The 21,553-nt window shown below is 67.4% G+C and carries 22 protein-coding genes and 1 tRNA gene; 11 read left to right on the forward strand and 12 right to left on the reverse strand.

The features are described from left to right. Nucleotides 1-39 precede the first annotated feature (39 nt). Nucleotides 40-447, forward strand: a complete 408-nt coding sequence (locus IPI67_00725) for an OsmC family protein (GenBank protein MBK7578701.1) — start codon at nucleotides 40-42, stop codon at nucleotides 445-447. 56 nt (nucleotides 448-503) lie between these two features. Here the strand turns inward: IPI67_00725 and IPI67_00730 are convergent, their stop codons facing one another. Both IPI67_00730 and IPI67_00735 read right to left on the reverse strand, forming a co-directional pair. Then, nucleotides 504-902 carry a DUF5615 family PIN-like protein gene (locus tag IPI67_00730; GenBank protein ID MBK7578702.1) on the reverse strand — a complete coding sequence of 133 codons (399 nt, stop codon included), beginning with the start codon at nucleotides 900-902 and terminating at the stop codon, nucleotides 504-506. Continuing rightward, entirely contained in the window at nucleotides 877-1,431 is a 555-nt protein-coding gene (locus tag IPI67_00735; protein MBK7578703.1) for a DUF433 domain-containing protein, read from the reverse strand. Before IPI67_00735 ends, IPI67_00730 begins: the two co-directional genes overlap by 26 nt. 364 nt (nucleotides 1,432-1,795) lie before the next feature. Here IPI67_00735 and IPI67_00740 point away from each other — a divergent pair. Beyond that, nucleotides 1,796-1,882: transfer RNA gene (locus IPI67_00740), tRNA-Ser, on the forward strand. A 123-nt stretch (nucleotides 1,883-2,005) separates the two neighbouring features. Beyond that, complete coding sequence (locus IPI67_00745) at nucleotides 2,006-2,518, forward strand: alpha/beta fold hydrolase (protein ID MBK7578704.1); 513 nt, start codon at nucleotides 2,006-2,008, stop codon at nucleotides 2,516-2,518. 187 nt (nucleotides 2,519-2,705) lie between these two features. Here IPI67_00745 and IPI67_00750 read toward each other — a convergent pair whose 3' ends face one another. The 3 genes from IPI67_00750 to IPI67_00760 form a co-directional block, all read right to left on the reverse strand. Continuing rightward, entirely contained in the window at nucleotides 2,706-3,467 is a 762-nt protein-coding gene (locus IPI67_00750; protein ID MBK7578705.1) for a hypothetical protein, read from the reverse strand. A 122-nt stretch (nucleotides 3,468-3,589) separates the two neighbouring features. Continuing rightward, the gene (locus IPI67_00755; GenBank protein ID MBK7578706.1) at nucleotides 3,590-6,238 is read right to left on the reverse strand and encodes a right-handed parallel beta-helix repeat-containing protein; all 2,649 of its coding nucleotides are present in this window, start codon (nucleotides 6,236-6,238) and stop codon (nucleotides 3,590-3,592) included. A gap of 66 nt (nucleotides 6,239-6,304) precedes the next feature. Then, on the reverse strand, nucleotides 6,305-6,790 hold the full coding sequence (locus IPI67_00760) for a hypothetical protein (protein MBK7578707.1): 486 nt from the start codon (nucleotides 6,788-6,790) through the stop codon (nucleotides 6,305-6,307). A gap of 154 nt (nucleotides 6,791-6,944) precedes the next feature. Here IPI67_00760 and IPI67_00765 point away from each other — a divergent pair, with 154 nt between their 5' ends. After that, nucleotides 6,945-7,232 (forward strand): DUF2277 domain-containing protein, encoded by a 288-nt coding sequence (locus IPI67_00765; protein MBK7578708.1) that lies wholly within the window; start codon nucleotides 6,945-6,947, stop codon nucleotides 7,230-7,232. Here IPI67_00765 and IPI67_00770 read toward each other — a convergent pair. From IPI67_00770 to IPI67_00780, 3 genes are read right to left on the reverse strand one after another with little or no spacing between them, the layout of a single operon-like run. After that, a complete protein-coding gene (locus IPI67_00770; protein MBK7578709.1) occupies nucleotides 7,229-7,840 on the reverse strand; it encodes a DUF938 domain-containing protein in 612 nt (203 codons plus the stop codon). The genes IPI67_00765 and IPI67_00770 overlap by 4 nt on opposite strands. A gap of 30 nt (nucleotides 7,841-7,870) precedes the next feature. Then, nucleotides 7,871-8,452, reverse strand: coding sequence for a hypothetical protein (locus tag IPI67_00775; protein MBK7578710.1), 582 nt, complete (start codon nucleotides 8,450-8,452; stop codon nucleotides 7,871-7,873). A gap of 11 nt (nucleotides 8,453-8,463) precedes the next feature. Continuing rightward, nucleotides 8,464-8,832, reverse strand: a complete 369-nt coding sequence (locus tag IPI67_00780; protein MBK7578711.1) for a hypothetical protein — start codon at nucleotides 8,830-8,832, stop codon at nucleotides 8,464-8,466. Nucleotides 8,833-8,956: 124 nt separating this feature from the next. On the opposite strand from IPI67_00780, the gene IPI67_00785 reads away from it, so the two are divergent. The 5 genes from IPI67_00785 (at nucleotide 8,957) to IPI67_00805 (ending at nucleotide 13,723) form a co-directional block, all read left to right on the forward strand. Further along, on the forward strand, nucleotides 8,957-10,633 hold the full coding sequence (locus IPI67_00785; GenBank protein ID MBK7578712.1) for a hypothetical protein: 1,677 nt from the start codon (nucleotides 8,957-8,959) through the stop codon (nucleotides 10,631-10,633). A gap of 80 nt (nucleotides 10,634-10,713) precedes the next feature. Then, nucleotides 10,714-10,959 carry a DNA-directed RNA polymerase subunit omega gene (locus IPI67_00790; GenBank protein ID MBK7578713.1) on the forward strand — a complete coding sequence of 82 codons (246 nt, stop codon included), beginning with the start codon at nucleotides 10,714-10,716 and terminating at the stop codon, nucleotides 10,957-10,959. Between the two features lie 17 nt (nucleotides 10,960-10,976). Then, on the forward strand, nucleotides 10,977-11,837 hold the full coding sequence (locus IPI67_00795; protein ID MBK7578714.1) for a class I SAM-dependent methyltransferase: 861 nt from the start codon (nucleotides 10,977-10,979) through the stop codon (nucleotides 11,835-11,837). Nucleotides 11,838-11,855: 18 nt separating this feature from the next. After that, entirely contained in the window at nucleotides 11,856-12,788 is a 933-nt protein-coding gene (locus IPI67_00800; GenBank protein ID MBK7578715.1) for a J domain-containing protein, read from the forward strand. 20 nt (nucleotides 12,789-12,808) lie between these two features. Next, entirely contained in the window at nucleotides 12,809-13,723 is a 915-nt protein-coding gene (locus tag IPI67_00805; GenBank protein ID MBK7578716.1) for an AgmX/PglI C-terminal domain-containing protein, read from the forward strand. Here the strand turns inward: IPI67_00805 and add are convergent. Together add and IPI67_00815 are read right to left on the reverse strand one after the other, a co-directional pair. Then, nucleotides 13,683-14,870 carry an adenosine deaminase gene (add, locus tag IPI67_00810; GenBank protein ID MBK7578717.1) on the reverse strand — a complete coding sequence of 396 codons (1,188 nt, stop codon included), beginning with the start codon at nucleotides 14,868-14,870 and terminating at the stop codon, nucleotides 13,683-13,685. The genes IPI67_00805 and add overlap by 41 nt on opposite strands. 62 nt (nucleotides 14,871-14,932) lie before the next feature. Next, nucleotides 14,933-16,264 (reverse strand): thioredoxin domain-containing protein, encoded by a 1,332-nt coding sequence (locus tag IPI67_00815; protein MBK7578718.1) that lies wholly within the window; start codon nucleotides 16,262-16,264, stop codon nucleotides 14,933-14,935. Between the two features lie 114 nt (nucleotides 16,265-16,378). Between IPI67_00815 and rnr the strand changes: the two genes are divergently transcribed. Next, nucleotides 16,379-18,850 carry a ribonuclease R gene (gene rnr, locus IPI67_00820; GenBank protein ID MBK7578719.1) on the forward strand — a complete coding sequence of 824 codons (2,472 nt, stop codon included), beginning with the start codon at nucleotides 16,379-16,381 and terminating at the stop codon, nucleotides 18,848-18,850. A gap of 4 nt (nucleotides 18,851-18,854) precedes the next feature. On the opposite strand, the gene serS is transcribed toward rnr, so the two are convergent. Continuing rightward, nucleotides 18,855-20,159 (reverse strand): serine--tRNA ligase, encoded by a 1,305-nt coding sequence (gene serS / locus IPI67_00825; protein MBK7578720.1) that lies wholly within the window; start codon nucleotides 20,157-20,159, stop codon nucleotides 18,855-18,857. A gap of 47 nt (nucleotides 20,160-20,206) precedes the next feature. Then, nucleotides 20,207-20,737: a hypothetical protein gene (locus tag IPI67_00830; GenBank protein MBK7578721.1), complete on the reverse strand. Its 531-nt coding sequence runs from the start codon at nucleotides 20,735-20,737 to the stop codon at nucleotides 20,207-20,209. Nucleotides 20,738-21,181: 444 nt separating this feature from the next. On the opposite strand from IPI67_00830, the gene IPI67_00835 reads away from it, so the two are divergent. After that, nucleotides 21,182-21,532: a hypothetical protein gene (locus IPI67_00835; GenBank protein ID MBK7578722.1), complete on the forward strand. Its 351-nt coding sequence runs from the start codon at nucleotides 21,182-21,184 to the stop codon at nucleotides 21,530-21,532. Nucleotides 21,533-21,553: the final 21 nt, after the last annotated feature.

A 21,553-nucleotide genomic window follows, 5' to 3' on the forward strand; every position in this document is an offset into this window, starting at 1 on the left:
GGTGGCGTTCCGGTTCACCGGTGTCTATGCATTGCGCCCATGAGCATTCGCAGTGTTTCGGTCAGCACGGCCGCGGGTAAGTTTGGCCAGCGGGTCCAGGTCGGGGGGCTCGAGATCATCGCGGACGAGCCGAAGGAGAGTGGCGGCGATGACCTTGGGCTCGCGCCGCACGAGCTGGTGCTGGCGGGGTTGGGAGCCTGCACGTCGATGACGCTGAAGCTGTATGCGGACCGCAAGGGTTGGCCGCTGGAGCGGGCTGAGGTGACCCTGGACGCCGAGCGCACCTCGACGGCCTTCGCCATTCGCCGCCGAATCCAGCTCCACGGCCCTCTCGACGCCGACCAGCGCGCCCGCCTGCTGGAGATCGCGAGCAAGTGCCCCGTCCACAAAACGCTGACCGGCGAGATCGCGATCGAGAGCACGCTCGTCGACGCACCGCCCACCTGACGGTCGAGGTGCAGCGATGCCCCGACCACCAACCTACGTGAGCCAGCACAAGCTCGTCATCGAGCGCCCGTGTTGCCGGGGGTGGGAACCTCCTCGAACACGGGCGTGCCTTCGACGGGGATCCGGATGACGCAGTTCACCATGTCGGTCCTGGATCGGATCGTGGCGACGGCCGTCCGGACAACCTGAAGCTGGTCGTCCCGGGGAAGATCACCATCCTCGATCAGGATGATCCCGGCATGAAGCTCCCGGCTCCGGGCAAGCTTGTCGAAGTCGTCCACGTTCTTGGTCACGAGGATGCGATCTTCGGCGAAGGCCCGGTCGAGAACCTCGGCATCGGTCGCTTCGAGAAGACCCCGATCCCGAACCCCACAAGCGTCGATGCCGTCCTCCTTGCAGAGCCGGTCGGCGACCTGAGGGGACAGGTTCTCATCCAGCAGGAGCTTGACGTTCACGAGGCCGTCCCATCCGGGGGTACGCCAGCGTGTACAACTTGGCGAACTCGATGTCCCTTGGCTTCAAGTAAGGGTAGTCCTCCCTGAGAGCGTCGCCCGAAACGCCACGCAGCAATTGCTTGCCGATGTTGCGCACGGCAAGGCGGCTCTTCGGGAAGACGGGCTCGCCTCCCAGGATGCGCTCATCGACGACGAGCTTCGACTTCCACGCCTCGAAGTGTTCGAGCCGATCACCGATGACTTCGGCAACCTTCCCGATCCTCAATTCGAGTACGGGGGTCCATTCGATCCGCTCAGGAAGCTTTGGTCGGGACATTCCACGAGCGACCAGTTCGTGCAGCCGTCGTCGGTCCTCGACCGCAAGGTGGAGGCCGAGCATGGCAAGAGCACCGAAGTAGACAGCATCGGTGAAGCTGAACCGGGGCGGACTTCCGCTGCCGGTGAGCCCGTGCTCGACTTCCTTCCGCACCTGGCTTTCGTCGAGCCCGACCAGAGCTGCGACCTCGTTGGTGGTGAGCGTGCCGGCCATAACTATTTCCTATCCAGTGAACACTATACGCTCGGGGCTGGAAGGCGCAAGACCAGTCAGAACCCGGCCCGGATTAGGCCTCGCCCTGACCCTCCCGGCTTTGCCCAAGAAGCCGGAGCCGGGTCATCTCATTCGGCCAAGCACCTCGGCCCGTTCTTGGCGCTCCACCAGATCATTCCGGAGCTAACCGCGCTTGGCGATTCGCCCCCGCTCCTCTCGTCGTATCCGGAACCACGCAGGCCGAGACGCAGCCCCAAGAGGGCGCTAAAGTCATCCACGTGGAATTCCGCCGACAGTGAATCGTCGGCACGAATCGTCGGCACCAGGAAAGGGAGCGGCAGAAGCAGTTTCAGTTCAACAACTTGGAGGAGTGGCCGAGTGGTCTAAGGCAGCGGTTTTGAAAACCGCCGTACCGGGAACGGTACCAGGGGTTCGAATCCCTTCTCCTCCGCCCCTTCAAGCTCGTCATCGCTGACGCTCCGAACGGCGGGTCCCTTCTCCTCCGCCCCGACCCGGTCGCGGGGCGCGCGGAGATAGCTCATCCGATCTTCGGCTGTCGATCGTTGATCAGGGCATGACGATTCCGTTGACCGCCTCTGCACTTCGCTCCGCGCCGATTCCCCTGCCTTCTTCTCCGGTGGCGGAGAGGCCGCTCAGTTTCGACACCTACGGCGACTCCGGCCCCTGGGTCGTGCTTGTGCACGGCATCCCCGGTTGGCGAGGCACCTTCGCCGAGGTTGGGGCGCGCTTGGGGTCCACCTGTCGGGTTCTGGTGCCGGACCTGCTCGGCTTCGGCGACTCGCCAGAAGCTCCCGCAGATTTTCATGCCGAACAACACGCCGCGGTGGTGATCGACCTGCTCCGGGCGCGCGGTGTCGATCGCTTCCATCTGGTCGGTTTCGACTTCGGGGTCCGACCGCCGTTCTCGTCGCAGGTCGGCTCGGAGACCGCGTGCAGTCGATCACTGTGGCGGCGACCAACATCTTCCCGGACACACCCGTCCCGCTACCGCTCCGCCTGGCGAAGATCCCGATCCTGGGTCGGCTGTTGTTCCGGCTGCTGCTGGGGAGGCTCGGGCTCATGCTGATGTTCTTCGCGGCGGTCGCCGATCGGTCGGCGTTTCCTCGCGCGCGGTATCGTGCCGCGCTCCGCGGCCACGGGCCTCGAACGACCCGCCGCATCTTCTTCGCCAGCATGCGAGACTTGCCGGGTCGACGAGGGGCCCTCGAGCCCTTCGCGCGGCCGGCACTGAGGCGCGGAGGCTTGCGCGCGCTTCACTGCCTCTCGAGCGTCAGGGTCGCGGTCGCTCCCTTGACCGGCTGTTCGGCGATCACGATCGTGTAGCCCGGCGTGGCAGCGAGCTCGGCGGTGCTGCTCGTTTGGTAGTGTGAGCCAGTTCGGGCGGTGAAGCTGACCTTCCCGCTGAACCCCGTGGGCCCGATGTGCAGGTAGTTCGTTGGAGTGTCGTCGTAGGTGCTCCACCTCGCGACGCTCCCGCGCGCTCCGCCAAACTCCAGCGCGACCTGCGACGGCCTCACGGAGTTGGAGGGTTTGCTCTCGTGGACCTCGGCTCGCACCGCGACGAACGGGTCGGCGGGCGCGCCCGTCAGCGTGCCGACGAAGCCCAGGTTTGCGACGTACTTGACCGACATCGAGTAGTGCTTGCCGGGTTCGAGGAGCTGTGGCCCGGTGTACTCGGCCAGGTGATAGACGACGCAGCCGAAGCTGCTGTGTTTGCCCGTGGTCGTATCGACCTCGACCGCGGCACTGGCGGCGAGCTCGGGCCCCGCCACGGTCCCTGGCAGGAGCTCGACGAATGCGGCTTGCCCGACCCACAGGGACTGCGTGAACTCCGTGTCGTTGTGGAAGGTGACGAGCGCCGGACCGCGACCCGCTTCGGTCTCGGCAACGAACGAAGCGACCATCACCTCTGGGTCGTCGGTTGCCGTAGCCCCCGTCCCACGGCTGCTCGCGCCGCCGCTTGCACCCCCGGCGCCGCCGACCACGACCATGCCCCCGGCGCCGCCAGTGACCACCGAAGGCGCCTCCTGTGCCGGGTCGGACCCACACGCGGTGATCCCGAGCGCAATCGCGAAGGTGCTGAATTTCCAGGACAGCGCGCTGCATGAAGCTGCGCGTCCCTCGGCGGTTTCCGCGCTCAGGGCTTCACTCCGATCGTGTCGAACGGGATCTTCTCGAAGCCCGGGATGCCAAAGGCGGGTGAGCTCGGTAGGAGCTCGAGGTTCAGATTCGCCTCGTCGACGAACAGTGGATCGATGTCCTCGAGGTTGTCCGCGTTCTTCGCATAGGCGGCGAAGGTCTGGGCTGACGCGTTCGCCCACTTGCCGTTGGCAAAACCCACGTTGCGCGAGAGCTGCGAGCCTTCGGGCAAGAGCCAGTGTGAGGGCGGCGAGCTGATGGCCGCCCAGTCGTTGGGGATGGCGGCGCACTCCGGCCAGCGGGAGGCCCAGGGCTCCTTCTGGTAACCCACGGCGTTCAGCTTCTCGAGCAAGTTCCAGCTGTCTCCCGGGGTGTTGTTGGGCTCACCGTTGGGTAGCCAGGTGGTGCAGCGGCTGTCGGCTGTCAGCGCGCCGCCGCACTTGGCCATGATGTTGTTGATCAGCAGGTCGTCCCGCCCGCCACCGTGCTGAATGCCGTAGCCGGAGATCTTGTAGAGCACGTTGCCCTCGACCCGAACGCCGCTGAGGCAGTCGTCGAGATAGATGCCCTGGACTCCGTAGCCCTCGAACCAGGTGCTCAGATCGTGGATGAAGTTGTGGCGGATCACGTTGCCGCGCGCGCCCCAGTCGCGGCCAGCGTAGATGGCGCCGGCGTCGCTCGAGAACTGGCACACGTGATGGATGTGGTTGCGCTCGATCTGGTGCTCGTTGCCGCCGTAGAGGATCGCCGAGTGCGGCAGCTCGTGAATCGTGTTGTTGCGCGCGGCGTTGCCGTCGCCGTCCAGGCGAACCGCTGGGCGGTAGGTCCACTCCCAGCGGGAAAGCCCGTGGAAATGCGAGTTTTCCACGGAGTTTTTGCCCTGGGTCAGCGACGGCCGGTCGCCGCCGGAGACGGAGAACCCGCCATTGCCGGTGCCGTACACGTTGCACGAGCGGACGAGCTGCTCAGTGCCGGAGATCGAGCCGGCGTTGGTGCCGGCGTTGCGCAGCGTGAGCCCCACCAGTTGATTGTGGGAGCCTGCGTTCACCCGCACCAGCTCACTCCGCCCGGCCTCCAGCGTGAAGTCCCGCAGCTCCACGAAGGTCGCGCTGTCCAGGCTCATGAGCGGCGCTTCGAGCAGCGACACCACGACCTCGGCGGACGAGAAGTTGTCTGGCGGCCAGAGATAGAGTGAGCCCGTGTTGCGATCGACCCAGTACTCGCCGGGGACGCTCAGCTCTTCGGGCATGTTGTACGCGTAGTAGGGCTGGCCTGCCGCGACGCCGTAGCCCGGTGAATCTCCGAGCGTGACCGTCTGGGTCGCCAGATCGATCTTTGCCGTCGGCACGTGACAGTCCGCCCAGGCGTACTTCCAGAAACCGTGAAACCACACCTCGGTGGGATCGGCCCAGCGTTTCGGGCGATCACCGGTGTAACGCCAGACGGTGCTCGAGATTGCCTCGTTGATGCTCGCGAAGCCGTGGTTGACGGCGTCCGGATTTTGAAACGACACGTCGCCCGAGGCGCCGGCGGAGGGGTTCATCTGGCCGAGGGTCTGATCGTAGTGCGACCACCAGGGATGGGTGTCGCTCGGATACCCCGAGGTATCGGTGGTGAGGAACCAGGCCGTGTAGGTGTTGTTCTGGTAGTCCCAGGTCAGGCGATAGAGCTGATACTGCAGGCCGCCGACCAGCCCCTGTCGTGTGAAGGCCGACACTCCGTCCTTGGTGCCGCTCTTCACGTAGTGACCGGTCACGTCCGGGCTCGGTTTGCCGAACACGTCGACGGCGTTCGCTTGTTCGAGATCGGTCTGCACGTCGTTTTGTCCGGCGTCCGGCCAGCGCGCGAGGGTCATGGGTGCGCCGTCGACGAACAGCTCGAGCGGGCCCTTCGACGCTCCGGCGCAGAACCCTCGCCGGGCGAGCGCGCCGTAGTTGGTGACTCCCACGGATGGGAGCGGCAGCTCGAGCACCTTGGCCTGAGCCGGCGCATCGAGGCGCGCGAAGATCGGTGAGCTCGAGCTGATCGGCTTGAACGCACTCGGCGCGATGCTCGCGCCGCCCACCAAGCGCGCGCGCTCTCCCGGATAACCACGCCAGACCACCGGCTTGCCGTCGCTGCCTGACTCCTTCGCGCCAAGTGTGAGCGTGCCGCTCGCGGTGTACACGCCTTCCCGCAACCAGACCACGATGCCGCCGCTCTTCAGCCCGGCCGCCACCCGCTCCGTGACCTTTTGTTTCGCGCGGTCGAGCGTCTCGAACGGCGCCGCGAGGGTGCCCGCAGCAGAGTCGTTGCCGCCGGGACTGACGGCGATCTCCTCGCCATAGGTCGTGCACTCACAGGCTGACCAACCACTGCCATCGCTTGCGCAGCGGCGTGAGCCGATGCCGGAACACGGCTCACACGTCTCGGTCGAGCTCGGCTCACACGCGCTCGCGCCCGCGCCGCCGCCCGTCCCCGCGCCACCGCCGGCGGCAGACCCCGCAGCGCCTGCTGCGCCTCCCGCTCCGCCAATTCCGCCGCCGCCCGAGGCGCCACCATTGCTCGGATTCGCGTCGTCAGAAGAACCGCAAGCGCAGCCGCTCGAAACCAGCAGCATGAAGCACAGCGCAACGCGCGACACGGTGTTGTTGAGTGTGCGCAGCATGGGCAACGACCTCCAGCCGATTGTGGCCGAGGTCGCGCCGAAGTGCGAGCGCAGCTCGTGCGCGGGTCACTTCTCTTTGGTCGGCGCCGGCGGGTATTTCTCTTTGGTCGGTGCCGGCAGAGCTTCTTTGGTTGGAGACGTCTTGAGCTCCTTGGTGGGCGCCGCGATCTCCTTGGCGGGCGGCGCGATCTCCTTGGCAGGCGGCGCGATCTCCTTGGCGGGTGCCGCGATCTTGCTGGGCGTGCCCGCGAGGTTCGCTTCCTTGGCAGGGGACGCCACGAGGCCCTTGCTCGGCGTGCCCGGGGCCACTGCGGTTCCCCGCTCCGCGCCGGCGCGATCACGGCTTGGATCCGCAGCTCCGCCTGCGGGGGACTCACCCGGCTGTGCCCCCGCGGGCGCCTCACCCGGGGCTGCCGGCTGTGCCTGTCCTTGCGGGGACTCGGGCGCTGCTTGCGCGGCGACGTCGTCGGTCTTGCTGCCGAGCTTGCACCCACCGGCCGTTGCGCTGAGGGCGAAGGCGGCGGCGAGGAACTGTTCACGATTCAGCTTCATGGTCTTGTCTCCTGCCGCGCCCAGCGGGCGGGGTCCCGAGTCGATCAAGGTACCGGGGCTCTTGGCCGTTGAATAGACCCGATGAAATTCGGAAAATTGCGGCACTTCTCCTGCTGCCGCGCGGCGTTAGACTTCTCCGAGAACGGAGGAGCCCATGTGCCGCAACATTCGCCCGCTCTTCAACTTCGAGCCGCCCACCACCGAAGAAGAGATCCGCGCCGCCGCGCTCCAGTACGTCCGTAAGGTGAGCGGCAGCACCCGACCGGCGAGTGCGAACCAGCGCGCGTTCGATCGCGCCATCGAACGAGTCGCACACGCCACCACGGAGCTGCTCGAGAGCCTCGAGACTCACGCGCCCCCGAAGAACCGCGACGTCGAGCGGGACAAGGCACGAGCCCGCGCCGCGCGGCGACCGCGTTATGTCGAGGCACCGAAGGGTTAGCTCCGTGGGCTCGGCCCGCGGAAGATCAACATCAGGTTGTTGGCCGGCATCGACACGACTTCTTCGTGGCTGAAGCCGCACTCGGCCGCCGCGCGCACGACCTCCTCCAGATCGCGAACGCCCCAGCGAGGATCACGCCCACGCAGTGAGGCGTCGAAGTCCTCGTTGCTGGGCGCCGTGTGGGCGCCGTCTCTGCGATAGGGGCCGTACAAGACCAGTGCGCCGCCGGGACGGAGCACTCGCGCCGCCGTGGCCATCAGGCCGAGCGTCGCTTGCCAGGGTGAGATGTGGATCATGTTGATGCAGAGCACGACATCCGCGCTGTGTGCGGGGTGTGTGTTCGTCGTGACGTCCAGCTCGAGGGCGGGCAGGAGTTTTTCGGCGTGGGCCGCGCTGCGCCAGGCGTCGATGCTGGCGCGGCTCTCGGCGTCGAGGTCGGTCGGCTGCCAGCTAGCGACGGGGAGTTGGCTGGCGAAAAAACAGGCGTGCTCGCCGCTGCCCGCGGCGATCTCGAGCACGTGCGCGCCCGCAGGGACGAGCCGCGCGAGCACGGCCAGGATGGGGTCGCGATTTCGGGAGGTGGCGGGGGCGAAGCGGCGGGCGTCCATGGTTTCGCCAGGCTAGCGTGGACCCCTCACTCATGGCGTTCCGGTGAACGCGAGCTCGCCCTTTTCGCTGGGCACGAAGGCAGAGTCGTCGCCGTTTGCCCAGGCGATGGCGCGCTTCATGCGCGGCTCGAGGTCCCGCGGGAAGGTGTGGCCGACTTTGCCCATGCTCATGAACGCCACCGGGAAGCCGGCGCGCGCGAGCTTCTTCGCCTCACCCACCATGTACCACTTCATCATGTCGTGCTCCCCGGCGGCGAGCACCACTCGTTGCACTCCGGCCTGCCGCAGCTGGCTCGCCCGGGGGTGAACCTTCGCGCCGATGGCGATCACACTTCGCCAGTGTCCGTCACCGGTGTTCGCCAGATCGATGGCGCGGATCGCACCCAGAGAAAATCCGATCAGGGTGCGCGCGCCGCCGGCAGCGACGTGCTCGGGAAACTCGCTGGCGGCGCGGGCGATGCTCGCCTCGATGGCTGCGCCAAAACGTTTGTCGAAGGACCAGATCGAACCCCCGCCATCACAGCGCAGGTTGGCGCGCGGACACACCAGGAAGCCGTTTTCGGTGGTGGAGCTGGCAAAATGTGGGCACTCCCACTCGGGCTCGTCGCACATGCCGTGCAGCATCACGGCGGGGGACGCGGTGATGCGCTGGCACGTCGCGCGGGATACACGAGCACGTTGGGTGTTCCCCGTTCGTCGTTCAAGTACACCGGTCCCGCCGGCAGCGGCGGGAGCTCGGGCGCCTTGGCCTCGGCCGCCGGGGCTTTCGCGCGGACGGTCGGCCGCGTGGCTCGCCGCGCCGCTGCTTCTTTCACCCCACCCGATGTCAGCGCGACGATGGCCACGCCGACCACGAGACACACTCCCGCACCCACGCGCCGACCGGCGCGCAAAGCTCTCTGCCACGAGTCCTCCGAGTCGCACGCGATGAACGGGCGTGCGTTGCCGGCTGACGCGCGGGGCACCAGCGGGTGCACCGAGCGCGTCAACACCCGGTCATCGCCGGCGGACGCGGGAATGTGACGCGCTCATTGTCGCGAGGACCCGAGGCCGCACGAGAAGTCCGCATGCCGTCGGACCAGAAATCCCGTAGCCTTCGGCCCGGGAGGCATGAACATGCGCGGGAAGACGGCTGGATTGTTCGGGGTGGGATGTTTCTTCGTCGCCGGGCTCGCTTCGGCCACGACCTACAAGGTCGGTCCGACCCAGCAATACAAACAGCTGAGCGCGGTGGCCGGGCTGCTCGCTCCGGGTGATCTCGTCGAGGTCGATGGCAACGCGACCTACACGGGCGGTGTCGTCTTCGCGAAGGCGGGGACCGCCGCCAAGAAGATCACGATCCGCGGTCTACGCGTGAACGGCAAACGGCCGGTCATCAGCGGCGCCACCAACACCATCGAAGCGCAAGGGGACCACTACGTGTTCGAGGGGCTCGAGCTCACGGCCGGCTCCTTCCGCTGTTTTTATCACCACGCCGACGACATTGCACTGCGCGACTCGGTGATCCACGACTGCCCCAAACACGGGCTGCTCGGAGCCGACTCGGACTCCGGAACCCTGCTGCTCGAGTACGTCGAGGTCTACAAGTGCGGCGGCGGCACCTTCGATCATCAGATTTACATGGCCACCGACGAGACCGCGCACCCGAAGAGCGTGTTTCGCATGCAGCACTGTTACGTGCACGACGCGAACGGTGGCAACAACGTGAAGTCTCGGGCCGAGCGCAACGAGATCTATTACAACTGGATCCAGGGCGCCGTTTACCACGAGCTCGAGCTGATCGGTCCGGACGGGCAGACCGAGTCGTTGGCGCGTGAAGACTCCGACGTGGTCGGCAATGTGTTGATCAAGGGAGCCACCACGTTCGTGGCGCGCTTCGGCGGCGACGGCACCGGACAGACCTTTGGTCGTTACCGCTTCGTGAGCAACACGGTGATCACACAACCAGGCGGCAGCGCGGTTTTTCGGCTGTTCGACGGCATCGAGAGCGTCGAGATGCACAACAACGTGTTCTGGGCCACCGGCGCCGGCACGGTGAACCTGGTGCGCATGGTCGAGGCCAACTGGAAGAGTGGCAGCGCGGTGATTGCCGGCAGCAACAACTGGTACAAGACCGGCTCGACCAACGCCCCGGCACAATGGACCGGCAGCTTGAACGGCGCTGATCCCGGCTTCGTGAACGCGGCGACCCTCGATGTGCACTTGCTCGCGTCGAGTCCGCTCGTCGACAAGGGCGCGCCGAATACCGTGAGCCCCGTGGGGTACCCGTTCGTGTCGCCGATCGGGGCGGCGTTCCATCCGCCGCTGCACACGGTCGAAGCGGTGGGTACGGCGCAGGCGCGTCCGACCGTCGGGACCATCGACATCGGCGCTTACGAGTACGGAACGGCCACTGGGGGCAGCGGCGGCACCGGTGGTGCAGGAGGTTCGGGAGGCACTGCCGCCGGGGGTACCGGCGCGGGTGGCGCACCGAGCGGCGGTGGTGCTTCGAGCGGTGGCGCGGCGGGCACTGCAGCGGGCGGGGTGAGCGGCGCGGGCGTGGGTGGGGTTGCCGGCGCGGGCGGAGCTTCGAGTGGTGGCGCTTCGAGCGGTGGGGCTTCGAGCGGTGGTGCTTCGAGCGGCGGCACGTCCTCCGGGACCGGTGGCAAGAAGTCGGACAGCTCGAGCGACGATGGCGGGTGCGGCTGTCGCGTCGGCGCCCGACCGACGGGGTTTGCACTCGCGGGGTTGTTCGGGGCGCTCGCCCTCGGCGCCCTCCGCCGACGCCGCCGACCGCCCACAAAGCGCGGCTAATCACCGACAATCGCCGGCGAGTTGCGCGGACTCGGGGCTTTGGCTAGTGTCCGCGCCCCCTTCCAAGGAGCTAGATCTAGATGGCACGCGTCACTGTCGAGGATTGCCTGGAGCAAGAAGAGAACCGCTTCGCCCTGGTGGTGCTCGCGGCCACGCGCTGTCGTCAGCTGATGAAGGGTGCTCCGCAGCTGGTCAACGCCAAGAACAAGCCGGCGGTCGTCAGCCTGCGCGAGATCGCCAAGGGCCGCGTGCGTTTCCACCGCACCGCCGACGACGTCGTGCGCGAGTACATCGCGGAGTGCATCGCGACCGATCGCACACTCTGATCGGGTGAGCTGCTCTGATGGCCAAGCGTCGGCCGGTGATCGACGACGTCGATGCCGTGCGCGATGCGGGGGCGCGCGCGCACTACGACGATCCGGCGTACTACGATCTCGCGTATCGCGCCCGGCGGCGTGACGTTGCGTACTACGTGTCGGTCGCCAAACGCCATGGCGGACCGGTGCTCGAGTACGGCGTGGGCAACGGTCGGGTTGCGATCAGCCTCGCCCGCTCCGGCTTCGAGGTCGTGGGTGTGGACCTGTCCGAAGCGATGCTGAAGAGCTTGGATGCAAAGCTGAGACGCGCCCACGCTGGTCTTCGCGAGCTGATCGAGCCGGTGCACGGCGACATGCGCAGCGTGCGGCTACGCCGGCGTTTTCCCCTGGTGATCGCCCCGTTCAACACCGTGCTCCACCTGTATGAGCGCCGCGACATCGAGGAATTTTTCGCCCGGGTGCGCGAACACCTCGCGCCGGGCGGGCGGTTTGTCTTCGACTTCTCGCTACCGGCGCCGGCGGATCTGGCGCTCGACCCCAATCGTGCGTTCAGCGCCCCGAGCTTCAAACATCCCATCACCAAGCGTACGACGCGCTACCGCGAGCGCTTCGAGTACCACCCGCTGCGCCAGTTGCTCGTGGTCTGGATGGAGATGACACCGAGCGGGGGCGCCGAGGCCTCCAGTGTCCCCCTGTCCCATCGCCAGTTCTTCCCGCGCGAGATGGAGGCGTTGCTGCACTACAACGGCTTCTCGGACCTGCGTTTCACCGCCGATTTCAGCGACGACCCCCCGGGCCCCGACGCCGACTCTCTGGTCGCCAGCGCCACCGTCGCCGGACGCCCGAATCGCGGACGCCCCGTTGCGAGAGGGCGATCCCGAGCGTAGGTTCCTGCCTGAGAAGTCATGGCCACGGATTTCTACGGGGAGCTCGGCGTCGCGAAGGGCGCCAGCGAGGACGAGATCAAGAAGGCTTATCGAAAGCTGGCCGCGAAGCTGCACCCGGACCGCCACCCCGGCGACAAGAAGGCCGAGACTCGCTTCAAGACCGTCAATCGCGCCTACCAGGTCCTGAGCGACTCGAAGCAACGAAAACTCTACGACGAGTTCGGTGAAGAGGGTCTGCGTGAGGGGTTCAACGTGGACGCGGCGCGGGCCTACAAGCGGGCCCAGCGTTCGGGGCGCGGTCGGGGTGGCGCCCAGGGTTTTTCCCTCGACGACATCCTGAGCGGCGGCGGCAATGGCAGCGGCTTCGGGGAGTTCTTTGGAGATCTCTTCAACCAGAACCGCGGCCGCGGCCGCGCGACAAAAGGCTCCGACGTGGCGGCGGAGGTGACGGTCGACTTCGTCAGCGCCATTCGCGGCGCCTCCCTCAGCCTGCGGGTTCAGGAGGGCGGCGGTGAGGTCACCGTGCGTGTTCCACCCGGAGCCGGAGACGGGGACAAGGTCCGGGTCGCGGGTCACGGCTCGCCGGGCTTTGGCGGTGCAGCCGGTGATCTCGTGTTGACGATTCGGGTCACGCCGCACCCGAACTTCGAACGCAAGGGCCTCGACCTGTATCTCGATCTGCCGGTGACGGTGGGAGAAGCGCACGCGGGCGCCAAGGTCCGCATTCCAACGCCGGACGGCGAAGTGAGCCTCACCGTGCCCAAGCACGCCCAGAGCGGTCAAACCGTGCGCCTCACCAAGAAGGGAGTGAAGCGCGGCGGTCAGCAGGGGGATCTGTACGTGAGATTCCTGGTGAAGCTGCCGGCCGCGGACGGCGCCGAGCTCGACAAGGCGGTCGAGACGCTCGAGGCGGCCATGACCGGTGACGTGCGCGCCGGGATCCGCTTTTGACCCAAGGTTTTGCCCGGCGAATGCGTCGGCTTCCCATGCGTCTGTGGCGGGCCGGGGTGTTGGTGTCGTGTCTGCTGCCGGGCCTTGCCCTGGCCCAGGCGCCGCCGCCTAGCGCGAGCTTTCCCCGCGCGGCTCCCGGAGACCCGCAGTCATTTTTCCTCGCGCTCAAGCGTGCGCGAGCCGCTCGCTCGAAGCTGGAGAAGCTCAAGCCTCCGCCGATCGCTCAGTACCAGACCTCCGCCGACGCGCAGCGCTTCGTCTCCGAGAAGTTCGCGCCGTGGCTGACCGGAACGCGCAAGCTTCAAGAGGACACGAACCGCGAGTACCGGGCGGCGCTTGCCGCTGCCCTCACTGACGAACACCGCGTGACTGTGCTCGCGGAAGCCGCGGAGATGTCCCTGCGCCTGGCGGAGCGCACGTACCGCCTGGGGGAGGCCGCGATGCCTCGACAGATCGCCAAGGACAGGGATCTCTCGTCGACGTATCTCTCCACCTTGGACTCATCCCTCGAGTCCGCCCGGGAGCCTGCGCGGTCGGCGCTGAAACAGTGTGTAGAGATCGCCGAGCGCTCCCACTTGCACGACGCCGCTGCTATCCGCTGCCGCACTCTGTTCGAGCAACCCTTTGTCGTCGACCCCAAGGCGCGCGCGACGCCGGACGAGCTTCGCCGCCGCATGCGCAGCCTGCAGCAGCAGTTTCGCCGCTGTTACGAGCGAGGACTGGCCGCAGACCCCGCCTTGAAGGGCGACCTCGGTCTGAACGTCACCATCGGCCCCAAGGGCGTGGTGACCGCGGTGACGACGCGCGGCAGCCTGGGCAAGAGTGCGGTCGGGGCCTGCGTGGCGGCCGCTGTGAAGACGCTGCGGTTTCCGGCTCCCGGAGCCGGCAAGAGCATCAGCTTGTCGTACCCGCTGACGCTCGACCCGGGGCACTAGCTGGAGGTTCCGCCTGAAGCTCGGCGCTCGCGCGCGCGCGCCGGGACTCGGCGGCGGGTGCTGCGCCGGGCTTGATGTTGCCGAGATCGTCGTAGCGCTCGAGCTCCTGAGTCACCCGGCGGAGAGCTGCCTGGTTCTCGTGGAACGGGCGGAAGCTCGACTTGAAGCCAGCGACGATGATGCTCTTGATGTCCTTGAACGAGAGCCCCATCTTCGTGTGACAGAGCCAGAGCTCTTTCGACACGGTGGTGTCCGTGATCAAACGATTGTCGGTGTTCACGGTGACGCGCAGGCCCAGATCGTAATAGAGCTTGAGCGGGTGGCTGGCGATGTCGCGCACGGCGCCAGTCTGGACGTTGCTCGACGGGCAGCACTCCAGCGGCACCCGGTGATCGTTCAAATAGTGCAGCAAATCGCCATTTTCCCGCAGGCGGCAGCCGTGCCCGATGCGGTGTGCGCCGCACACGTGAATGGCCTGGGCGATCGACTCCGGACCGTAGGCCTCGCCCGCGTGAATGGTGCAGTTGATGTTGTTGTCGCGCACCAGCTGGAACGAGTCGCGGTGGTGTTTTGCCGGAAAGTCCGCTTCGGCCCCGGCCAGATCGAAGCCGACGACGCCGCGCCCCTTGTACGCGACGGCAAGCTCGGCCATTTCATACGAGCTCTCCGGCGAGATGTTGCGGATCCCGCAGATGATCACGGTGGCCTTGATGCCGTAGGTCTCGCGCGCGCGGCGCAACCCATCCAGCACGGCTTCCACGACCTTGGTCAGCTTCAGCCCGCGCTCGGTGTGGAGCATCGGGGCGTAGCGGACCTCCATGTAGCGGACGTTCTCGCGGTGTGCGTCTTCGGCGAGCTCGAACGCAATGCGCTCGAGCGAGTCTTCGGTCTGCATCACCGGCAACGTGATGGAAAAACCTTTGAGATAGTCGACGAGGGAGCCGAAGTTTCGTCCGCACCCGATGGCCTCGTGCAGTCCGGCCACGCTGTTGGCCGGCAGCTCGATGCCCTCTTTCTTGCCGATATCGAGGATGGTTTCCAGGCGGAGCGAGCCGTCGAGGTGGACGTGCAGGTCCGTCTTGGGGAGCGCCTGGAACACTTCGAGCGGGACGAGCTCGGCAGGCGCTGCGGTTGTTTTGTTTGGCATGTCCGAGTGTACCACAAGGGCGGTCGCGCGGATGCCGGCGGCGGCCGCCGCCTGGCCCGGGCTCAGTCCTTCGAAGGGTCGCCCTCGCTCGAACCACTCGTGGCGGGGCCGTCATCGTCGCTGTCCGGGTCGTCGCTGTCCGGGTCGTCGCTGTCCGGGTCGTCGCCGTCCGGGTCGTCGCCGCCCGTGTCGTCGTCGTCCGTGTCGTCGCCGCCCGTGTCGTCGTCGTCATCCGGGTCGTCGTCGTCGCGTCGTGCCCGCGCAGCTCCCGGTTTCGGCGCGGGAACCTCGACCGGGGCAGGTTCTCCCCGGCCCAGGTACAGCACCCCGCCGATCACGACCAGCACGATGCTGGCGAATACCCCGGCAGGGACGCCGATTCCGCCGTCTCCCCGGGCCGCGGCCTCGAACGCCTCGCGGAAGATTTCTTCTCCCACCATGCCCACGATCTGCCGCGAGCCGACGTACGTCGTCGGCAGACCTTGAAAGCCTGCGTCACGCAGGATCTTCCCTTCGCCCTCGATCTGCTGAAGCGTCTTCTCGTCGCTGAGACAGGCATCGAACCGCTTGGGGTCGAGCTGGAGCCCGACGGCAATGCGGCGCACCGCGGCTGCTGACAGGTCTTCCGCTTCGAACAGTCGATCCGCGATCTCGTCGCCCTTGCCCTGCGCGGCGCCGCACACGGCCGCCTTCGCTGCACCCATCGCGCTCGGGTGGCGCGGCAGCGGCATGTTGAGGCGTACGAAGTGCACGCGCCCCTCGTACTCTTTGATGAGTTTCTTCAGCTCCGGGTGCAGCGCGCGGCAGAAGGGGCACTCGAAGTCGGCGAACTCGACGACGTTGATCTTGCCCGGCTGATACAGCTGCTGCACCGCGGCCGGGATCGGCGCCGCAGGCCGCAAGAACGGCCACAACATCGGAGTCGCAGTGACCACGGCTGCGAGTGCAGCCCAGGCCCAGCCCGCGAGTGGATCGCGATCGAGGCCGTCGGGATCGCTCTTGTACTGGAGGTAGGCTGCCAGCACGCAGACGAACGCCGACGCATCGACGATCACACACAGCTTGCAGAACTCGTGGATGACGAAGGTCAGCAGCACCAGGAACGTCGCCGCCGCAACAGCTCCGAGGCTCGCCATCGGCAACAACCAGGGTCTCAGCCCGCGCGAGAGTGACACGACGAAGAGCCCCGCGAAGCCCGCGATGCCCAGCGCGGGCACCGGCAGCGTGCCCCCGAACAGGTAACCAAACCCGCTGGCGCGAACCGCCGAGCAGCCCGAATCCGCGCTGCAGAACATGGGGTTGAAGCTGACGTAGTCGACCAGCAGGGCGCCGCTCACGCCGAGGGCGACGAGCGCCGCAACACGCAGGACGACGAGCCAGAGAGCGATTCGCACGGTCGCGCCATAGTACTCGGAAACGCAGGCTGGAAGCCGGGTTTGAGAGCGCGTTTTTCGCGCGGACGCCGCTTCGAGAGGACGGCGCCGGCGCCCCGGGCTATGCCCCCGCGCATGGCAAAACCCCTGCCCGCGCGCGGCGAGATCGTAGGCTGTCTGCACGAGGCCGACCGGCCGTTGCACGCCCGCGAGCTGGCCACCCGACTTGGCGTCGATGAAGCCGCCTATTCACGACTCCTCACCCTGCTCGATCAGCTCGGCCTCGACGGAACGATCAAGCCGATCTCGGGCCAGCGCTTCAAAGCTCTGCGTCGCCCGGACGCGAGCGGCTCCACCTGGGACGGCATCCTCAGCGTGCACCCGCGTGGTTTTGGCTTCGTCTCCGCGGTTGGGCAGGACGACGTGTACGTCGCGCCCGACGGCATCGGCGGGGCGATGCACGGTGATCGTGTGCGCGTCACCGTGATCGGTCGCACGTCGCGCGGCGTGGAGGGGCGGCTCGACGACATCATTTCGCGTCGCAGCCCGCGGCTGGCGGGCGTGCTCCGCCGACGCGGCAAGAGTGTGTGGCTCGAGCCCGATGACGCACGAGTGCGCGGGCCGATCGTGGTCAAGAGTCACGCGCGGATCGGCAACGACGGCGACGCGGCGGTGGTCAACATCACGCGCTTTCCGAAGTTCGCCAACGAAAACGCCGAAGCGGATCTGGTCGCCGTGCTCGGGGCGCCTGGCGATCCCATCGTCGAGGTCGAGAAGATCCTGGTGCGGGAGCAGATCGAGGAGGACCACCCGGAAGGTGCAGTGCGTGAGGCCGAGGCCATGGCGGCCAAGCTCTCCCGCCTCAACCCCGAAGGCCGCGTCGATCTGCGCCACGTCCCGCTGCCCACCATCGATCCGGAGGACGCACGGGATCACGACGACGCGGTCTGGGTCGAGCGCCTCGGTGACGGGTTCCGCGCGTACATCGCCATCGCGGACGTCAGCGAATACGTCCAACCCGGTACCGAGCTCGACGCCGAGGCGCGGGCGCGGGGCTGCACCATCTACCTGCCCGACCGTGCGATCCCCATGCTGCCAGCGGCGCTCGCGGCGGATCTCTGCTCGCTGATGCCGGAGGCGGAGCGCCTGTGTCTGTGCGTGATCGCGGATCTCGATCGCCACGGCACGGTGGAAAAATTCGACGTGGTCGAGGGCCTGATGCGTTCGCAGGCCATGCTCACCTACCCCGGCGTCGCCCGAGCCCTCGGGTTCACCGAGGCCCCGCCCCGCAGCGCGCAGGCGGAGGGCATGAAGAAGGGCCTGAAGGTCCTCGACGATCTGGCCCGCAAACTCCGCAAGCGGCGCCTCGATCGTGGCGCTCTCGACCTGGATCTTCCGGAGGCCAAGGTGGTCCTGGATCAGGAGACCGGCGAGCCCACGGACGTCGTGCGCCGCGCGCAAGATCCGGGTGTCAAGCGCGCCTACCAGATGATCGAGGAGCTGATGCTCTTGGCCAACGAGCTGGTCGCGGACTGGCTCGGCAAACGGCGCTGTCCGGCCATCTACCGCGTGCACGGCAAACCGGATGAAAAGAAGCTGGAGCGCCTGGCCAACTGTGCACAGACGATCGGCATGGAGATCGACCTCGAGGTCCTGTTCGAGCCGAAGGGTGTCAAGGCGTTCCTGGCCAGCATCGAGGGACACGAGAAGAAGCAGGTGCTCGAGATGCTGCTCCTGCGCTCGCTGAAACAAGCGCAGTACGACATCGCCAACATCGGACACTTTGGCTTGGCATCGGAGGCCTATGTGCACTTCACCTCGCCGATCCGGCGCTACCCCGATCTGGTGGTGCACCGCGCGGTGAAACACGTGCTGCGCGGCGGGAAAATCGACCTCTCGCCGCAGGCAATCGAAGATCTGCGGGCCGCTGCCACGGCGGCCAGTGTGCGCGAGCGGGCTGCGATGGAAGTCGAACGCGAGGTCGTCGATCTGTACCGCGCGCTTCACATGCGGACTCACATCGGTGAGATCCTCGAGGGCCGGGTCACGGCGATTGTGGGCAGTGGAGTCTTCGTTGCACTCGACGCTCCGTTCGTCGACGTGTTCATCCGCTACGAGGCACTCGGTCCCGATCAGTACGAGGCCAGTGAAGACGAGCTCTCGGTGGTCGGTGTGCGCTCTGGAGATCGCGTGACGCTCGGTGATCGCGTGGTCGTCGAGATCGAAGACGTGGCGATTCTTCGTCGCATGAGCTCGGCACGCCGGGTCTTGCCGGAGAAAGTTCTGGCACAGCTCGGGCGCGCTCGGGGCGCAGAGGCGCACGGTCGCGGGCGTGGAGCGGGCGGACCAGGCAAAGGGCGCCCGGAGCCCGGCCGAGGAAATGCCGGTGGCCGAGGTCGCGGCGGAAGGCCGGGTGCCGCGCCGAAACAAGCGGCAGCCGGGCGCGGCAAGCCGGGGGCCCGCGGAGGTGCGGCCAGTGATGCACGCAGTGGTCGCCCAGGCGGCGAAGCACGCGGTCAGCGTTCGGGGGGTGGTGCACGCGGTCAGCGTCCCGGCGCGCCGACCGCTGGCTCAGGTCGCGGCGGGAAGAAGAAGCGCCGCCGCTGAGCGCTCACCGGGCGGTGATGCGGTCGGTGCCCATGAAGGCCCGCAGCGCTTCGGGGATCACCACGCTGCCGTCCTTCTGTTGACCCTGTTCGAGAATTGCCACGAGTGTGCGTCCAACGGCGAGCCCCGAGCCATTGAGGGTGTGGACCAGCCGTGGTTTGCCCTTGGCCTCGGCGCGGTAGCGGATCTTCGCGCGCCGCGCCTGGTAGTCCGTGAACCACGAGCAGCTCGAGATCTCTCGATAGGCGTCCTGTGAGGGCAACCAGACCTCCAGGTCGTAGGTCTTGGTCGAGCTGAACCCGAGGTCGCCCGCGCACAGGGAAATCACTCGGTAGTGCAGCCCCAGTTGTTGCAGCACTCGCTCCGCGTGGCCGGTCAGGACCTCCAGCTGCTCCTCGGCGCTCTCCGGGGTCACGAAGCGCACCAGCTCCACCTTGTCGAACTGATGCTGGCGAATCAGTCCACGCACGTCCTTGCCGTACGAGCCGGCTTCGCTGCGGAAACAGGGTGTGTAGGCGGTGTACGCCCGGGGCAACGTGTCGCCCTCGAGGATCTCATCGGCGTGCAGGTTCGTCACCGGCACCTCCGCCGTCGGAATCAGATACAGCGGGTCGGCGTCCTCGGGATCGTTGCGGAAGGTCTTGAACAGATCTTGCTCGAACTTGGGCAGCTGTCCGGTGCCGCGCAGCGCCGCGGCCTTGACCATGAACGGCGGGTACACCTCGGTGTAACCGTGCTCGCGAGTGTGCAGATCGAGCATGAACGCGACCAACGCCCGCTCGAGCCGCGCGCCGAGACCCCAGAGCACACTGAAACGCGCGCCCGAGAGCTTCGCCGCACGCTCGAAGTCCAGGATGCCGAGCGCGGCGCCGATTTCCCAGTGTGGCTTGGGCTCGAAATCGTAACTCGGCTTTTCACCCCAGCTGCGGCGCACGGGATTTTCCGCCTCTCCGGCGCCGTCCGGTGTGGAGCTGTGCGGTAGGTTGGGGATCGAGAGCATGCGCTCTTCGACATCGCGCTCGACCGCAGTGAGCTCGTCTTCCAGGGTCTTGATCTCAGCCGACAGCGTGCGCAGCTCGTCGCGCCGCGCGGCGAATTCGGTCTTGTCACCGCCCTTCGCCAGCTTGCTCATCTGTTCGTTGGCGGCGTTGCGCTTGGCTTGCAGCGCCTCCGTCTTTCCAATCAGCACACGCCGCCGTTCGAACACCGAACCCGCGGTGTCGAGCAAGCTCGCCGTTTCGGCCGACCGCCGCGCGAGGCCCGCGCGTGCATCGGTGAGGTGATCCGCGACCCAACGACCGTCCAACATGGCGCGCAGGTTCTAGCGAATCCCCGGGAGTTCGTCGATAGGTGTGCTCAGCGCACCATCATCACGCCGACGCCAACCGAGACCCCGCCGCGGGAGTTGCGCATGTAGTCCCGCACCCACAGCACGTGGGTGACCAGTGTGCAGGTGCGCTTCTGCGGCCCTTCACAGCCGTACCAGACGCCCGCATTGTGGCGGTCGCCCTCCTCGTCGAAGCGCACGACCTGCCCATTCGGCAGCACGGCCAGCCAGGCGGCGGCCGAGCCCGGAGGGGCCGCGTTGGCCTGGCCGATGCGGCCGAGGAGCTGGTTGTCGGGGCCGCCGATGTGACCGTCGGGCAGGAGGATGGCGACCGGCTCGTAGTCCTTGTCGACGACACGACCCGCGCGGTCGACGACGAACAACAGATCGCCGCCGTCGGTGACCTTGCCATCGGCGTGGATCTGGATGGGATCGTCGTCGCCGCGGTCCCAGCGGGCGGGTGCGATCATCAGTGGTGCGCCGCCCTCCTGCCACCGCGGCGGCGGATTCGCCGAGCAACTCAGGGCGCCAAGAGCCAGGAGCACGAGAACGGAGCGCATGGGCGGAGAATAGCGTGGTCCCGCGATGAGCGCTCGCGCGCCCCCACAATGTTGGCCGCAGCCGATGGCGCAGCCTGAAATGGCCGCGTGGCTTCCCTCCGAGCGCCGTGCGCCGAGCTCCCCAACGACAACCCTGCGCTTCACGCGGGCGCCGCCTGGGTGACCCTGAGTCCTACGGGCTGGCCCCGTGCGGTTCTGCGTCCTCCCGGGTCGGGCGCGCCGCCTGAAGCGCGGTGTTCCGAAGTTGAAACGGCGCGCGAAGCCGAAGCCGCACGCGGAGCCGAAGCCGCACGCGAAGCCGAAGCCGCGCGCGAAGTTGAAACGGCGCGCGAAGCCGAAGCCGCACGCGAAGTCGAAGCCGCGCCGGGGTTCGAGCTTTCGGCGTCCGCACCGAACGACGGCTTCACTCAGCTGCTGTCGCTCCTCGGTCGGGTTCTGCTCGGCGTGGGAGCCACGCGGGCCGCGGCCGTGTTGCCGGCGTTCTTGACCGACCAGCTCGTCGCGATCGAGACGCTCGGTGCTCCGGCTTGCGCACGGCTGGTCGAGAGCGGTCACGCCATCAGCAGCGATGGTGGCATTCGCATGAGTGACACGCTGGGCGTGACCGCGCGCGCGTGGCGCCGTGTGCTCTCGGGTGAGAGTGAAGATCTGTCGAGCTGCGAGGCGACCCTCGACGGCTGGTGCGCGGAGCTCTTGGCAGCGCTCTCCGGGGCCCCCGAACGCGCGAGCGAGGTGCGGCGTGAGCTGCGGCGGTTCGGAGTCGCTGCCTTCGGTTTGCTCGCTGACGCGGCCTGAGAGACCGGGCGCGCGTCGCGC

It is taken from the genome of Myxococcales bacterium (genome assembly GCA_016706225.1).
In the GTDB taxonomy this organism is placed as follows: domain Bacteria; phylum Myxococcota_A; class Polyangia; order Polyangiales; family Polyangiaceae; genus JADJKB01.